This window comes from Halomonas sp. AOP30-A1-24, from assembly GCF_052378165.1.
In the GTDB taxonomy this organism is placed as follows: Bacteria; Pseudomonadota; Gammaproteobacteria; order Pseudomonadales; family Halomonadaceae; genus Vreelandella; species Vreelandella citrativorans.
The window spans coordinates 47,534-62,445 of record NZ_JBQSXL010000006.1 but is presented as its reverse complement, the minus strand read 5'-3'; the positions used below and the strand labels follow the sequence as shown (position 1 = coordinate 62,445).

The window sequence follows — 14,912 nt, the reverse complement described above, 5'->3', positions numbered from 1 at the left end:
TAGCCTCGTTATGCGTGGGAGGTTTGCGCCTTGATATAGGCACGCCAGCCACCAAACTCGGTGACATCCTGAGCATCTGTGGTTCCATGCCCTTCGCAGATAAAGCCGTTGATCCAGCGGCCGTCGGCAAGCTCGACACTGCCGATACCCAGCGGCGCGGGGATCAGGTCGACAAACGAGCCAAATTCCGACGCGGCCATTTCCCATACTTCAACAATGATGGCGGCACCGTTTTCGTGAACGCGCTGCAGGCCGGGCTTGGGCGGTACGGTGTTGGGCAGGGCAAACAAGCGGTAATTGGCGGACGTTGTCGTGGACGCCACGCGCCAGGCATGGCGCTCGGTCAGTTGGGTATTCAGCGGCATGCCGGAAAGATGAGCGCCTACCACAGCGACCTGAACGGTGGGGACGGCAAGGGTGGTATGAACGGTTTCCGGCGGGCGTGCCTGGTCAGTGGCACCCAGCGGCGTCGGGTGGGCATTTAGCCAGCGGCTGGCCAGGGTCTGCAGTTCCCGATCCTTCCAGGCGCCGCTCACCAGGGTAACGCCAAAAGGCAGTCCATCGTCGCGGAACCCGGCGGGTACCGCCAATGCGCAAAAATCGGCCAGGTTAACGAAGTTGGTATAGGTGCCGAGCTGGCTATTGAGCGTTAACGGGTCAGCATTAACCGCTTCGATAGTGGGCGCGGTAGGGGCGGTGGGGACTAACAGGCCATCGATATCATCCAAAAGATTATCGATCACCCTAACCAGCTCTTCCTTGCGGTATTGCGCCTTGAACGTATCGGTGGCGCTGTATTTACCCGCGTTACTAATAATGCCGCGCACCACGTCATTCATGTTCTGGGCATGTTCGGCCATGAAGGTTTCCACGGCGGCGTGGCGCTCTGCTACCCACGGCCCTTCATAAAGCAGGGCGGCCAGTTCAAGCATGGGGGCAAAATCAAGTTCGACGAGCGTTACCCCTTCAAGCTTTTGCCATTTTTCCACGGCCGTTTGCCATGCCTTTTCAGCCACCACGTCGCCGAAGAACTGGGGCGACTGGGGAATGGCAAGCCTGGCTAGCGGGCCAGGACGGCGTATGGCCGGGGCATCCAGGGGGAGGGCGCTTGGCGCCTTGCGTGAGAAAGCGTCGGCAGGCTCGAAGCCGGCCATTAGCTCGGCGATCTGCCCGGCATCATTGACAGTCAACGAGAAGATGGAGACACAGTCCAGCGAGCGGCACGCCGGTACTACACCATCAATGCTGAACAGGCCTTTGGTGGGTTTAAGCCCGACCAGGTTATTTAAGCCAGCGGGCACGCGACCGGAGCCTGCCGTGTCGGTACCCAGTGAGAATGGCACTAGCCCGCGTGCCACCACGGACGCCGACCCAGAACTCGAGCCGCCGCTCACCACTTCAGGATTGAAGCTATTGGCCACGGCACCAAACGGCGAGCGGGTACCCACCAGGCCGGTGGCAAACTGATCCAGATTGGTCTTGCCGATGAGTACTGCGCCCGCGGCGCGCAGCTTGTCAATCAGAGCAGCGTCACGGGTGGGTTGATAGGCGTAGGCCGGGCAGCCCGCCGTGGTGGCAAACCCGGTGGCATCAATGTTGTCTTTCGCCGCAAACGGAATGCCGTAAAGCGGCAACTTGTCTATCTTGCCGTCTGCCTCGTCCAGACGTGTTTGAAGTGCTGCCAGGGCATGAGCCAGCCCCTCCTGGTCGAGAAGTGAAATCCAGGCATTGTCGGCACTATCAAGTTTGGCCAGTTGCGTGATCAATTCACCGAGTAAGGCTCCCGGGGTTGCGCCCTCGTTATATGCCTGCCGCCATTGTTCGAGTGTCCAGCCGCGTGTGGTCATCATGTTTGGCCCTTGGTTATCCATGGTCTTGTATACAAGTCATTTTGCAAACCACAGGCCAAGAAAATGCTAAATGTTTTAAAAACAGAAGCTTGGCGATAAAAGGATAAAAATGGACAGTTTTTATGCACTTTTATCGTGCGAATCAGACCGCTTTAGCACCAATGAAGTGCTTTAAGACCCTGAATCAAAGATGGAAAACTCCTGTAAAACAACTTGTATACTTTTTATATGGTTGAATTTTTTATGTTTTTTTAAAGTGTGGAACGCATCGTGCAATGTGCAGGACGAGTTACAGGCGCTTTCAGGCAATTGAGTACACCTGATTAATGACAAATATCTAGCTGCCCGCTTGCAGCTTGGGGATGCGAAACATGAACTTGAAAAAACAGGCACTGCTGGGTCTTTCTGCACTGGCCCTTTCGGTATCGTTTCATGCGTCAGCCAATGATGACCCTATCAAAGTGGGTATCCTTCACTCCCTTTCTGGCACCATGGCTATCAGTGAGTCGACGTTAAAAGACACTGTTGAAATGCTGATCCAGCAGCAGAACGAAGCCGGTGGTCTGCTGGGTCGTCAGCTGGAAGCCGTGGTAGTGGACCCGGCCTCCAACTGGCCGCTGTTTGCCGAACGCGCCCGCGAGCTGCTGGCCCAGTATGAGGTAGACGTGGTGTTCGGCAACTGGACATCGGTATCACGTAAAGCGGTGCTGCCGGTGTTTGAAGAACTCAATGGTCTGTTGTTCTACCCGGTGCAGTACGAGGGAGAAGAGTCGTCTGCAAACGTCTTCTATACCGGTGCCGCGCCCAACCAACAGGCGATTCCCGCTGTCGAGTATTTGATTAACGAAGTCGGCATTGAGCGCTTTGCTCTGGTGGGTACCGACTATGTCTATCCGCGCACCACCAACCGCATTCTCGAAGCGTTTCTGAAAGATGAGCACGGCGTGGCAGGCGACGACATCATGGTCAACTACACGCCCTTCGGCCACTCCGACTGGCAGAACATCGTCTCCGAGATTCGTCGCTTCGGTGAAGAGGGCAAGTCTACCGCGGTGATCTCGACCATCAACGGCGACGCCAACGTGCCGTTCTACCGCGAGCTTGCCAACCAGGGTATTGATGCCGCTGATATTCCAGTGATTGCGTTTTCGGTAGGTGAGCAGGAGCTTTCCGGTATCGACACTGCGCCGCTCGTTGGCCATCTGGCTGCCTGGAACTACTTCATGAGCGTGGATACCGATGACAACTACGACTTTATCGACGCCTGGATTGAGCACACCGGTAATGAAGAAGCGGTCACCAACGACCCAATGGAAGCCCATTACATCGGTTTCAATATGTGGGCCGAGGCGGTGCGTAAAGCGGGTACCACCGATGTAGGCGCGGTGAAGGATGCCATTATCGGCGTGAGTGTGCCCAATCTCTCGGGTGGCTATGCGGCGATGATGCCCAACCACCACATCACTAAGCCGGTACTGATTGGCGAAGTGCAGGACAATGGCCAGTTCGATATCGTCTGGCAAACGCCCTCAACCGTTGCCGGCGATGCCTGGTCCGACTACTTGCCCGGCTCGCGCGACCTGATTGCCGATTGGCGCAAGCCCATGGAGTGCGGCAACTTCAACGTTGTGAACGGCTCATGCGGTGGCAGCACCGCTACTGAAGAAGCCGAAGCGGCGCTCGCCGAATAATACTGGCCACCCCTTGCCGCCCGCCTGATCGGGCGGCAAGGGAGCACGCTAACTCTCCACCTTGACCACCAAAGGAACAACCCCATGAGGCGTTTCCTTTCCTGGGGGTTTTTGTGCGCTGTGTTGTTGGGCATAACACTCAACGTACAGGCACAGACAGGCCCCGATACTTCTGATAATGACGCCGCGCTTGAGCTTCTTGAGGCGCTGGATGTCGATTCCTACCGCGATAAAGGCGAGGCGATTACCGCCATATTGCAAAGCGACGACGAGCGCGCCCGTGATTGGCTGCAGGCTCTGCTGGATGGCCGCTTGCAGCGTGCCGACGATGGTCAGTTTGTTGTCGTACTCGATAACAGTGGCCGAGAGTGGCCGGTGGCCGACGCCTTGACGAATGAACCGCTGGGTGAGATGTCACGCCGCGACCTGGACCGCGTGGGCATCAATAACGCCCTGCGAAACCAGCTGCGCAGCGCGATTGCTGTGGTGGACCTTTACTCGCCCAATCTGGATCGCCGCCGTATCTCTGCCGAACGTTTGCTGGGTGAAGTCGATGGTGAGCTGCTTGAACCCATCAATGCGCTCATTCTGGAAGAAAAGGATAGCCAGGTACGTTATCGGCTGAGCCAAGCGGTCGCCATTTACCGTGCTGAGCAGGGTGAAATGGCGGGTATCGAAGCGCTAACCGGAAGCCTTCATCCACGCGCTAGAGTTGCGCTAAGTCGTGCGGCCAATGGCGACGACACCGTAGCTGCGGATGCCGCCCGCGCCGCGCTTGCCAGCGTGGAACAGAACCTGAAAATCAACCGTGGGGTTGAAACGCTCTACTTTGGCTTGAGCCTGGGGTCAGTGCTGGTACTGGCCGCCATTGGTCTTGCGATTACCTTTGGCGTGATGGGCGTCATCAACATGGCCCACGGTGAGCTGATGATGCTGGGCGCCTACACTACCTGGATGATGCAACAGCTGTTGCCCGGCCAGCCGGGGCTGGCGTTGATTCTCTCTATTCCGGCAGGTTTTCTGGTCGCCGCATTGGTGGGGGTTGCCATTGAGCGCAGCGTGATTCAGTTTTTGAAAGGCCGCCCGCTGGAGACGCTCCTCGCCACCTTCGGTATCAGTCTGATCCTGCAGCAGCTGGTGCGTACGGTGATCTCGCCGCTCAACCGCACGGTAATTACTCCGGAGTGGATGAGCGGGTCGCTCATTATCAATGACGCGCTGTCGCTGACCATAAACCGCATGGTGGTACTGGGTTTTGCGCTGGTGGTGTTTGCCGGTTTGATGCTGATCATGCGCCGCACCCGCCTGGGCCTTGAAGTACGTGCCGTGACCCAGAACCGCGCTATGGCACGCTCCATGGGAATTCGCGCGACCCGTGTGGATATCCTGACCTTTGCACTCGGCTCTGGTGTAGCCGGCCTTGCCGGCGTGGCGCTTTCCCAGCTTACCAATGTCGGCCCGAACCTCGGCCAGAACTACATCATCGACTCGTTCATGGTGGTGGTGTTCGGCGGTGTGGGCAATCTCTGGGGGACGCTCGTGGCCGGGCTGTCATTGGGGGTGATCAATCAGGTGCTGGAACCCTGGGCGGGCGCGGTACTCGCCAAGATTATCGTGCTGGTCTTTATCATTCTGTTTATTCAAAAACGCCCGCGTGGACTCTTCCCGCAGAAGGGCCGGGCTGCGGAGGGCTAACCCATGATGTCACAACTACCTTCAAGCCAGTTTTGGCTAACCCGCCCGTTTGGTGAGCGTGCCACACAGGTCTTTTTAGGAGTACTGTTCACCGCGCTGCTGGTCGTGACGGTACTCCACGTGGCACTGCCTCAAGGCAGCCCGCTGCATGTGAATGCCTACACGGTGAACCTGTTTGGCAAGTACCTAAGCTACGCGCTGCTGGCCGTGGCGGTTGATCTGGTGTGGGGATATCTCGGCATTCTTAGCCTGGGCCACGGGGCGTTTTTTGCGATTGGCGGTTACGCCATGGGCATGTACCTGATGCGCCAGATTGGTGACCGGGGCACTTACGGCCACCCGGTGCTGCCGGACTTCATGGTGTTCCTAAACTGGGAAAGTCTGCCCTGGTACTGGCAGGGCTTTGATATGGCTTGGTTCGCCTTTGCCATGGTGCTGCTGGCGCCGGGTATGCTGGCGCTGGTGTTCGGCTTTTTGGCGTTTCGCTCGCGGGTGACGGGGGTTTATCTCTCGATCATTACCCAGGCGTTGACCTTTGCGCTGATGCTGGCATTTTTCCGCAATGAGATGGGCTTTGGCGGCAATAACGGGCTGACCGACTTCCGCGAACTTTTGGGCTTCAACCTGCGCAGCAACGATACTCGTCTGGGACTTTTTCTGGCCACCGGCGTGGCGCTGGCGCTGGGTTATATCCTCTGTCGGGCGATCGTGACCAGCAAGCTGGGGCGTGTGTGCGTGGCCACTCGCGACGCCGAGGCGCGCACGCGCTTTATCGGCTACCGGGTAGAGCGCTTTCAACTCTTCGTGTTTGTGGTGTCCGCGATGCTCGCGGGCCTGGCAGGCGCGCTTTACGTACCTCAGGTGGGCATCATCAACCCTAGCGAATTCTCGCCGCTGTTCTCGATTGAGATCGTGCTATGGGTGGCGCTGGGTGGTCGGGCCACGCTGTACGGCGCGGTGATCGGCGCAATTCTAGTCAACTATGCCAAAACTATTTTCACCGGTGTCATGCCTGATGCGTGGCTGTTTGCTTTGGGCGCAATGTTTGTACTCGTCACGGTACTGCTGCCCAAGGGCGTGGCGGGGCTGTTGCGCAAGCGCCGTCGCGCTGTTGAATCCGATAACGCAGGCACCAAGGAGGCTATTGCATGAGCTTGCTGCAGTCATTCAAAACCCGCGACCGGGTATTTGACTTTATAGCGCCAGCCGCCTCCCCGGTGGACGTACGCCACGGCCCGATTCTGTATATGGAAGACGTCACGGTGAGCTTTGATGGCTTTAAAGCGATCAACAAGCTGAATTTGACCATCGACGACGGCGAGCTGCGTTGCATTATTGGCCCCAACGGGGCGGGAAAGACCACCATGATGGATATTATCACCGGCAAGACGCGGCCCACTGAGGGCAGCGTATGGTTTGGCAGCCGTCATAACCTGCTCAATATGAACGAGCCGGAAATTGCCAGCCTCGGGATCGGGCGCAAGTTTCAAAAGCCCACGGTGTTTGAAGTACTGAGCGTGTTCGAAAACCTGGAGCTGGCCATGGCCGCCGACAAACGGATCTTTCCCACCCTGACTGCGCGTATGACCGGTGAGATCAAAGACCGCATCGACGAAGTGCTGGAGACCATTGGTTTGACTCAGTTGCGCTTTCAGCCTGCGGGCATTCTCTCTCATGGTCAGAAACAGTGGTTGGAAATCGGCATGCTGTTAATGCAGCGCCCACGGTTACTGCTGGTGGATGAGCCGGTCGCCGGTATGACCGAGCAGGAAATGGAGCGTACAGCCGAACTGCTGACCGGTTTGGCGGGTAAGCAGTCGGTGGTCGTCGTGGAACACGATATGGGCTTTGTGCGCTCAATTGCCCGCAAAGTGACCGTGCTTCACCAAGGCAGTGTGTTGGCCGAAGGCAGCATGGATCAGGTCTCAAGCGACCCCAACGTAGTCGAAGTGTACCTGGGTGCTGACGATGAGGAGGCTGCCTGATGCTGGCAATTGAAAAGCTCAACCAGTTTTATGGGGAAAGCCATACACTTTGGGATCTGGACCTGGACGTACCCGCTGGCCAGTGCACCTGCGTGATGGGCCGCAACGGAGTGGGTAAAACCACGCTGATGAAAGCCATCATGGGTGAAGTGGCGGTAAAAAGTGGCCAGTTGCGCTACCAGTCGAGCAGCGAAGCGGTTGAGTTAACCCAAAAAGCCGTGGAAGCACGTTCACGGCTGGGCATTGGCTTTGTACCGCAAGGGCGGCAGATTTTCCCGCTACTCACCGTAGAAGAGAATCTGCGTACCGGCCTTGCTGCACGCAGTGACAAGCTGAAAAAAATCCCCGAGCGTATCTATGAACTGTTTCCAGTGCTCAAGGAGATGAAGCACCGCCGCGGCGGTGACTTATCCGGCGGGCAACAGCAGCAGCTTGCCATTGGCCGAGCGCTGGTAATCGAGCCCAAACTCTTGATTCTGGATGAGCCGGGGGAGGGCATTCAGCCCAATATCGTCGCGCAAATTGGCCAGGTGATTCGCCAGCTGATTGCCGAAGACGCCCTAACGGTGCTGCTGGTCGAGCAGAAGCTGCCCTTTGCGCGCAAATACGCCGACCGCTTTGTGATAATGGACCGCGGCCGCCCGGTGGCCAAAGGTGATATCAGCGAGCTTTCCAACGAGCTGATCAAGCAGCACCTAACGGTTTAAGTTATCCACACCTACGCCCGCTCGGCGAGCGTAGGTGGGGAGGTTTTACGGAGTTAGTAGTGAAAAATATTCGGTGTTATGGCATTAGCACCGCTTGTTACAGTCGTCTAGAAGTCCAGTGAGGCCGAAAACATAAAGGTGCGGGGGGCGCCTAATGCGAGGCTTGAGAGTTGTGGCATTGCCCAGTACGTTTTATCGGTCACATTGTTAACAGTGGCACGCAGTGTGAGTGGATAGCCGGAAAGGTTAGAGGCGTAGCGTGCTCCAACGTCATAAATAGTGTGTCCGGGTACTGATAGGGAGTTGTCACTATTAATGTACTGCTCTGACATCGCGGTGGCATTAGCGGTCAGTGTCAGCCCTGGTGCTACGGATAGATCCCATTCAGTGCCTAGCTTGGCTTGCAGGTCTGGTACGCCGGTTGCCTGATTGCCTTGTTCTTCATCGCTCGCGGCGCGCGTGATTTCTGGGTTTACATAAGCGATGCCCCCCATCAGGCGCAGGTTGCTGAGAGGACTGCCGAAGAAACTCCACTCCACTCCTCGGTTCCGCTGCTCGCCCCCAACCGAGAAGATATTGGTTGCCAGGTCGGTGTAGCTGCTGGGCCGCTTTATTTCATACAGGCTAAGCGTGTGTGAAAAATCACCCAGATCAAGTTTCACGCCAACCTCGCTCTGTTTGGTCTTGTAAGGCTCGAACACCTCACCAGCGTTGGCGGCAGTCATAGGTGCCGTGGCCCCCTGGCTGAGCCCCTCGATATAGTTGGCGTAGAGCGATACCTGGTCGGTCGCTTTGAAAAGTAGTGCTGCGGCGGGTGTGACCGCGCTTTCATCATAGCGGGAGATACGTGTGCCGGTCATCACGCTGTAGGTGTCGCTCACCACTTCCTGGCGTCGGGCGCCGAGCGTCAGCTGTATGCGATCATCGGCAAACGAGAGCGTGTCTGCCAAACCGTAGCTGTTCAAGCGTAGCTCTGTATGCATGATGTGCGGTGTAATGAAATCAGCGGCGGGGCCCCATTGCGGATTGTATAGGTTGGTGATCCAGTCCGCATCGGGAACGCTTCTGCGCCCGTAATCGTGCTGCTCGTGCTCATAATGGGTGGCATTGACGCTGATGTCGTGACTGACAGCGCCGGTCTGGAAGTGACCGCGAACCCCGACTTCCGCCGATGTTTTTTCGACATCGAAGGCAAGCTGACCAACGCTTGTGCGATAGTTGCCTTGATCATCAAGCACCTGGGCTGACATGGCACCGTTGTAGGTGTAATTGGTTTCGCTTTGACCTATTGACGCGTACCCCATGATCTCGTCGGTAAAGTCGAATTCGCCACGCAATATGGCCCCCTTGTCGCGCGTGTCGGCAAAGGCCCAGTCCGGGTTGATCAGTGTATCGGGGGCGGGAGGCGTCGGAACTGCCAGGCCGGGGGCCAGGTTGATACCTCGAGCGGGTCCATCAATATGGTCGTCCGCACTGTACAAGTCGGCTGATAGTCGAGCGTGATCACCGCGCCAGTCCAACCCCAGAGAGCCCATTTGAACCTTTGGTGTCTGGTTATCCACAGCCCCCTCGCCGTCGCGGTATACGCCGTTAACGCGAACGCCAAACTGCTGGTCGTCACCCAGGCGTCGGCCGACATCAAGGTGCCCGCCAATCTGGGCGTCGGACATATACGTGGTGGTGAAACGCGTCAACGGTTCATCGCCAGCCCGTTTGGGAACCAGGTTAATGGCACCGCCAACGGAGCCACCTGGCGGCATCCCGTTGAGTAGTGCCGAAGGCCCCTTGAGCACCTCGATACGCTCGAACATTTCTGGAGACGTACGGTAGTAGGGGGCCATCCCGGCCAGACCACCGAACGTGACGTCACGTGTGCTGGCGTCAAAACCACGGATCGAATAGGTTTCGCTCCAGGCACTGGTGACGCCGTTGCTGAAGACACTCGGATCCGTCGCTGCAATTACATCGGTAATACTCTGAGCTTGTTGATCCTGGATAAAGCGATCCGTATAGCTGATGGCATTGAAAGGCGTCTCCATGAAGTCTCTTTTCCCCAGGAAGCCCGCCCGGTTGCTGTAGGTGACTTGGCCGCCGGCATACGTATCGTTAACGGATGTCGCTTCTCCGTGTACGGTGATGGGTGCTAGGGCAGTAGTACTGCGGGTCTCGGTCTCCTGGGCCTGTGCGAGAGCTTGTGAAGACAGCAGCATGACAGCACTCGCGCTCAGAGCGAGCAGAAATGCGCTCCTGACGAGCGATAAAGGGTTTGAGCAAGAGGCGCAATGTAGTGCTCTCGTCGGCTGTAGGGGACGGTGGTGGCAATGTAAGGGCATGTCGATCTCCATTTTTAAACACAGAGGAACTACACCGCTTCAATTGAGCGCCTGTTAAAAGGCGCATTGAAGCAGTCGATGAAAGCGTTTTTTTAGGTGCTTTAGTGCTTTAGTGCTATGGTCTGCTAGTGCCGGTAGCCGTCGATAATGTCATCCGCGATGATCGCCAGAGCGCTGACGCTGGCGGCGGTGACATACCAGGCTTCGGGGTCGACAAAGACCACCCGGTCATTTCGCCAGGCGTTAGTTTGGCGTAATAGGGGGTTGGCCAGGCTGTCGGTACTCATGGTGGGCCGGTGCTCCATTACGGCAGTACGATCCACGACATAGATGATGTCGGGGTCGGCCTGCTGGATGAATTCGCTAGAAACCGGCTGGCCGTGCAGGCCGGTATCGATGTCGGGAGCGGCGGGGGCAACGCCGAATTCAGTGAAGATGAAGCCGTAGCGTGACTGCACGCCAAAGGAGTGGAAGGCCCCATTATTATGCAGCAGGATAAGGGCTTTCTCAGGGCGGCCTTGGGTAACACGCCGGACCTCCTCGACGGTATGAACCAGCTCGGCTGCCCGCTGACGGGCCAATTTCTGTTTGCCAAAGATCTGCCCAAGATCCATGAGATGATCCATGACAACGTCAATGTGGTTGGTCTGACTGTTGCGGTAATCCACGTCAAAGTGCAGCGTGGGTGCGATCTGAGTCAGCTCGTTATAGTCGTTGGCCTGTAACGACGTCATAAGAATGAGGTCAGGGTTAGCGCGATGCACTCGCTCAAGGTTAGGGCGTACGATAGCGCCCAGATCTTCAATCGTCGGGTCGTCTCGATACTTCTCCAGAAAATGGGGAATAAAGTCCTTTGGCATGCCCACCACCGGAACGTCCAACTGATCCAGAAAATCGACTTCATTCATGTCTAATGCCGCTACCCGGTGTGGACGGTGATCGATCACGGTGCTTCCCAGCGCGTGGTGAATCGTGATCGGTGTTATGGCCTCCTGTGCGGACATATTGTTGGCTGAGGGCTGATCGCACCCTTGTAGCAACGCCACCAAGGCGAGTGGGAGAAGGCGTGCCAAGCGGTTGTTTAGAGATCGTTTCATTCCAGGTTTCCTGAGGGCTTGAAGTAATTACATAGATAACCGCGTTCGTTATGGGCGATGTCGAACTTCAGTCCGTAAAGCTCACTCAAGCGCCGTTCGGTGATGACGTCGGTGACGTTGCCATCGCAGTGCACTTCCCCATCCTTCATGGCGACGATGTAATCGGAGTAGTTGGCGGCAAAGTTGATGTCATGAACGACCAGGATGACCGTTCGTCCATGCTCGTCGCAGAGACGGCGAAGAGCCTGCATGATCTGAACGGCATGTTTGATATCGAGGTTATTCAGTGGCTCGTCGAGCAGCAGGTAATCGGTTTGCTGTGCAATGGTCATGGCCAGGAACGCCATCTGGCGTTGGCCGCCGCTGAGCTCGTTCAGATAAGCACCGCGTAGTGCCGTCAGCGATAGAAACGACAGGGCGTCGTCAATCACACGATGGTCGTGCCGAGTGAGTGTGCCACGGCTATAGGGAAAGCGGCCAAAGGCGACCAACTCCTCGACGGTCAGGCGTAGGTTGAACTCAGGCGTCTGGCGTAGCGTGGCCACCTGCCTGGCATACTCGCTGATGGGAATGCGCGTTACCTGGGAGCCGTCGAGTCGAATATCCCCCCGAGAGGGCTTAAGTAGTCTCGCGAGCATCATCAGAAGCGTCGTCTTACCCGCGCCGTTGGGGCCCACCAGGGACGTCAACTGACCTGATGGAAAGCAGAGATTGATCGCCGATAGCACCGAACGGTCGCCGTAGGTTTTATGAAGGTCTTGAACCGTGATCATGCTGCGCCTCGCGTACGCACCATCAGCGACAGGAAGTAAGCCCCACATACGAGGTTGACGAGGATGCCGACGGTGGTTGTGTAGTTGAAGAGATGTTCGACCAGCAGTTGGGCGAGGATGAAAAGGGCGATGGCGAGGGCACAACCCACCGGTAGCGTGACCCGATGACGGTAAGTGCCTGCAAGCGCATAGGCCGTATTGGCCACGAAAATGCCCATGAACGCCGTGGGGCCAAGCAGGCTGGTCGATACAGCCACCAGCGAGGCGATCAGAAAGAGCTGGTGTTGCACGCAGCGTCGATAATCGATGCCAAGTGACATGGCCTGCTCTCTGCCCAGCAAGAGCACATCTAGCATTGGGAGGCTTTTCAGTCCCACCAGACAAATCGCGGCCACGATCAGTGTGGCGTATAGCAGTTGTGTGGTGCTGGCGTTACCGAAAGCGGCTTGGCTGTAACCCATCAGAATGGAAAACTCGCCTGGACTCATTTTGAGCTGAACGAACTGTGTGAAAGTGGTAATGACCATTGTCAGTACCAGTCCTACCAGCAGCAGGAAATAGACATTGTCTCTGCCGTCTCTAAACAGCCATCGATGCAGCGTCCAGGAGTAGCCAAGCATCAGCAGGACCGAGAGTGCGGCGTTGCCATGCTCGCCGAGCACCATCAGACTGTGGGTGCCCAGCACCAGCATCAACAGGGCCTGAAACAGCAGATAGACGGCCTCATAGCCCATGATGGCAGGCGTTAATATCCGGTTACCGGTAAGGCTCTGAAACGTAATGGCGGACCAGGCGACACAAATGCCACCGATCACCATGGTGGCCAAGCGCTCAAGTCGTTTCGGTATCACATACTCGAAGTCGAAACCGGAGCGTACAAAGACAAAAGCGAGCGCAAGAGCGATCACGGCCGCCCAAACGGTGTGGCGAGCTTTGATAGTCATCACTGTGCCCTCCTGACAATCAGGATCAGAAACAGCACGCCTCCGACACAAGCCGACGTTAAGCCGATGGGCACTTCAAAGGGATAGATCAGCAGGCGTCCCGCAATGTCGCAGACCAGCAGCAGTGTTGCCCCCGACAGTGCTACGGCGGGTAGGGTGCGAGCCAGGTTATCGCCGTAGTAGAGCGCTACCAGATTGGGAACCACTAATCCGACAAAGGGGATGGCGCCCACCGCGATGACCGTGACCGAGACAGTAATGGCCACCAGCATCAGCCCAATGGCGGAGGTGACGAGATAGTTCACGCCTAAACTCGTCGCCATGTCTTCGCCCATGCCCAGCACCGTGAAGCGATGAGCGTAGACGTAGGCGAGCACAACGACCGGCAGGATTAGGTAGATGATTTCGTAATGGCCCTGGACGATCTTTGAAAAATCTCCCAGCAGCCAGCCCTGCATGCTTTGCAGGATGTTATCAGTTAGCGCGGAAAACCTCGTACTTTTAGTGCGAGGATGGATAGCGCGGCGTCCGCCAGGACGCCTTGTGTTTTGCATCCTTACAATATTTCGTCTAAAGTGTAAAGCATGAAAGCCGAACGCGCCTACCAATACCGCTTCTATCCCACGCCTGAGCAAGCAGCCTTGCTGGCGCGGACGTTTGGGTGCGTGCGGTTTGTCTGGAACGCGGTGCTGCGCTATCGCACCGACGCGTTTTATCAGCGTCAGGAAAAGATCGGCTATAACGATGCCAGCGCGTTCCTAACACAGTTAAAGAAGCAGCCGGACACCGCCTTTCTAGCCGAGGTTAGTTCGGTGCCACTGCAACAATGCTTGCGCCATCAACAAAGTGCGTTCAAGCATTTCTTTGCCAAGCGGGCGCGGTACCCCAGCTTTAAATCGAAGAAGCACCGGCAGTCAGCCACCTTTGCCAGTTCGGCATTTTCGTACCGTGACGGGCAGATCACGCTCGCCAAGTGCCGTGAACCGCTAAACATCCGCTGGAGCCGCGACCTGCCTGCGGCACCGAGCACAGTGACGGTATCCAAGGATGCAGCAGGCCGTTACTTCATTAGCTGTCTGTGCAAGGTAGACACTGAGGCGCTGCCAATTACGTTCAAGATGGTCGGTATCGACCTGGGGATCAAAGACCTGTTCGTGACCAGTGACGGCCATCGGGTGAATAATCCCCGCCACACTGCCCGCTATGCCCGAAAGCTAGCGAAGGCGCAGCGGCGCCTCAGCCGTAAGCAAAAAGGCTCGAACAACCGAGCCAAGGCACGGTTAAAGGTCGCTCGCTGTCACGCCAAGATCGCTGACACGCGCCGTGACCACCTGCATAAACTCACCCGCCAGATCGTTAACGAGAACCAAGTGATTGCAGCGGAGAGTTTGCAGGTGAAGAACATGGTCAAAAACCGCCATCTCTCTAACGCCATCAGTGATGTTGGCTGGGGGGAGTTGGTTCGCCAGCTTGACTACAAGGCGGCCTGGGCGGGAAGGCAGTTTGTCCAGATTGATCGCTGGTACCCAAGCTCAAAACGCTGCCATAGCTGCGGCTTTGTGCTGGAATCACTACCGCTGAATGTTCGCACCTGGGACTGCCCAGATTGCGGTACTCAGGGCATCGACCGCGACGTGAATGCGGCCCGCAACATTCTGCAAGCAGGCACCGCGCTATTAGCCGGTGCAGATGGTTGAAAGATCATACCGAGGGGCACTCGGGAATGTACGCCTGTGGAGTTTGTGTAAGACCAGCAGTGCCAAGGCATTGAAGGCAACGAACATCGAAGCAGGAACCAGGAAGGTAACGACCTGGGAATCCCCTTCCTTTCCGCCGC

At 56.9% G+C, this 14,912-nt stretch carries 12 protein-coding genes; 6 read left to right on the top strand and 6 right to left on the bottom strand.

Features of this window, described 5'->3' with window-relative positions; all coding sequences use genetic code 11:
* Positions 1–8 precede the first annotated feature (8 nt).
* Complete coding sequence (atzF, locus tag ACT3TJ_RS05005) at positions 9–1,850, bottom strand: allophanate hydrolase (RefSeq protein WP_441678035.1); 1,842 nt, start codon at positions 1,848–1,850, stop codon at positions 9–11.
* 371 nt (positions 1,851–2,221) lie between these two features.
* Here atzF and urtA point away from each other — a divergent pair, with 371 nt between their 5' ends.
* From urtA to urtE, 5 genes are all read left to right on the top strand, one after another.
* Positions 2,222–3,541 carry an urea ABC transporter substrate-binding protein gene (gene urtA, locus ACT3TJ_RS05000; protein WP_140398999.1) on the top strand — a complete coding sequence of 440 codons (1,320 nt, stop codon included), beginning with the start codon at positions 2,222–2,224 and terminating at the stop codon, positions 3,539–3,541.
* Between the two features lie 84 nt (positions 3,542–3,625).
* Positions 3,626–5,236, top strand: coding sequence for an urea ABC transporter permease subunit UrtB (urtB, locus tag ACT3TJ_RS04995; RefSeq protein WP_087110683.1), 1,611 nt, complete (start codon positions 3,626–3,628; stop codon positions 5,234–5,236).
* A gap of 3 nt (positions 5,237–5,239) precedes the next feature.
* Positions 5,240–6,388 (top strand): urea ABC transporter permease subunit UrtC, encoded by a 1,149-nt coding sequence (urtC, locus tag ACT3TJ_RS04990; protein ID WP_087110685.1) that lies wholly within the window; start codon positions 5,240–5,242, stop codon positions 6,386–6,388.
* Positions 6,385–7,221 carry an urea ABC transporter ATP-binding protein UrtD gene (urtD, locus tag ACT3TJ_RS04985; protein WP_087110687.1) on the top strand — a complete coding sequence of 279 codons (837 nt, stop codon included), beginning with the start codon at positions 6,385–6,387 and terminating at the stop codon, positions 7,219–7,221. Before urtC ends, urtD begins: the two co-directional genes overlap by 4 nt.
* Positions 7,221–7,928 carry an urea ABC transporter ATP-binding subunit UrtE gene (gene urtE / locus ACT3TJ_RS04980; RefSeq protein WP_087110689.1) on the top strand — a complete coding sequence of 236 codons (708 nt, stop codon included), beginning with the start codon at positions 7,221–7,223 and terminating at the stop codon, positions 7,926–7,928. Before urtD ends, urtE begins: the two co-directional genes overlap by 1 nt.
* Positions 7,929–8,035: 107 nt before the next feature.
* Here urtE and ACT3TJ_RS04975 read toward each other — a convergent pair whose 3' ends face one another.
* The 5 genes from ACT3TJ_RS04975 to ACT3TJ_RS04955 form a co-directional block, all read right to left on the bottom strand.
* The gene (locus ACT3TJ_RS04975; RefSeq protein ID WP_303393867.1) at positions 8,036–10,138 is read right to left on the bottom strand and encodes a TonB-dependent receptor; all 2,103 of its coding nucleotides are present in this window, start codon (positions 10,136–10,138) and stop codon (positions 8,036–8,038) included.
* 248 nt (positions 10,139–10,386) lie between these two features.
* Complete coding sequence (locus ACT3TJ_RS04970; RefSeq protein WP_172116955.1) at positions 10,387–11,358, bottom strand: siderophore ABC transporter substrate-binding protein; 972 nt, start codon at positions 11,356–11,358, stop codon at positions 10,387–10,389.
* Entirely contained in the window at positions 11,355–12,131 is a 777-nt protein-coding gene (locus tag ACT3TJ_RS04965; RefSeq protein WP_087110694.1) for an iron ABC transporter ATP-binding protein, read from the bottom strand. Before ACT3TJ_RS04965 ends, ACT3TJ_RS04970 begins: the two co-directional genes overlap by 4 nt.
* Positions 12,128–13,075, bottom strand: coding sequence for an iron chelate uptake ABC transporter family permease subunit (locus ACT3TJ_RS04960; protein WP_087110697.1), 948 nt, complete (start codon positions 13,073–13,075; stop codon positions 12,128–12,130). Before ACT3TJ_RS04960 ends, ACT3TJ_RS04965 begins: the two co-directional genes overlap by 4 nt.
* Positions 13,075–13,629, bottom strand: a complete 555-nt coding sequence (locus ACT3TJ_RS04955; RefSeq protein ID WP_444621466.1) for an iron chelate uptake ABC transporter family permease subunit — start codon at positions 13,627–13,629, stop codon at positions 13,075–13,077. Before ACT3TJ_RS04955 ends, ACT3TJ_RS04960 begins: the two co-directional genes overlap by 1 nt.
* A 30-nt stretch (positions 13,630–13,659) precedes the next feature.
* Here ACT3TJ_RS04955 and ACT3TJ_RS04950 point away from each other — a divergent pair, with 30 nt between their 5' ends.
* On the top strand, positions 13,660–14,772 hold the full coding sequence (locus ACT3TJ_RS04950; RefSeq protein WP_074211468.1) for an RNA-guided endonuclease InsQ/TnpB family protein: 1,113 nt from the start codon (positions 13,660–13,662) through the stop codon (positions 14,770–14,772).
* Positions 14,773–14,912 lie beyond the last annotated feature (140 nt).

Coding starts and splice junctions, on each gene's coding strand:
- atzF (WP_441678035.1), bottom strand. CDS start 1,850: ATGATGACCACACGCGGCTGGACACTCGAACAATGGCGGCAGGCATAT.
- urtA (WP_140398999.1), top strand. CDS start 2,222: ATGAACTTGAAAAAACAGGCACTGCTGGGTCTTTCTGCACTGGCCCTT.
- urtB (WP_087110683.1), top strand. CDS start 3,626: ATGAGGCGTTTCCTTTCCTGGGGGTTTTTGTGCGCTGTGTTGTTGGGC.
- urtC (WP_087110685.1), top strand. CDS start 5,240: ATGATGTCACAACTACCTTCAAGCCAGTTTTGGCTAACCCGCCCGTTT.
- urtD (WP_087110687.1), top strand. CDS start 6,385: ATGAGCTTGCTGCAGTCATTCAAAACCCGCGACCGGGTATTTGACTTT.
- urtE (WP_087110689.1), top strand. CDS start 7,221: ATGCTGGCAATTGAAAAGCTCAACCAGTTTTATGGGGAAAGCCATACA.
- ACT3TJ_RS04975 (WP_303393867.1), bottom strand. CDS start 10,138: ATGCTGCTGTCTTCACAAGCTCTCGCACAGGCCCAGGAGACCGAGACC.
- ACT3TJ_RS04970 (WP_172116955.1), bottom strand. CDS start 11,358: ATGAAACGATCTCTAAACAACCGCTTGGCACGCCTTCTCCCACTCGCC.
- ACT3TJ_RS04965 (WP_087110694.1), bottom strand. CDS start 12,131: ATGATCACGGTTCAAGACCTTCATAAAACCTACGGCGACCGTTCGGTG.
- ACT3TJ_RS04960 (WP_087110697.1), bottom strand. CDS start 13,075: ATGACTATCAAAGCTCGCCACACCGTTTGGGCGGCCGTGATCGCTCTT.
- ACT3TJ_RS04955 (WP_444621466.1), bottom strand. CDS start 13,629: ATGCAAAACACAAGGCGTCCTGGCGGACGCCGCGCTATCCATCCTCGC.
- ACT3TJ_RS04950 (WP_074211468.1), top strand. CDS start 13,660: ATGAAAGCCGAACGCGCCTACCAATACCGCTTCTATCCCACGCCTGAG.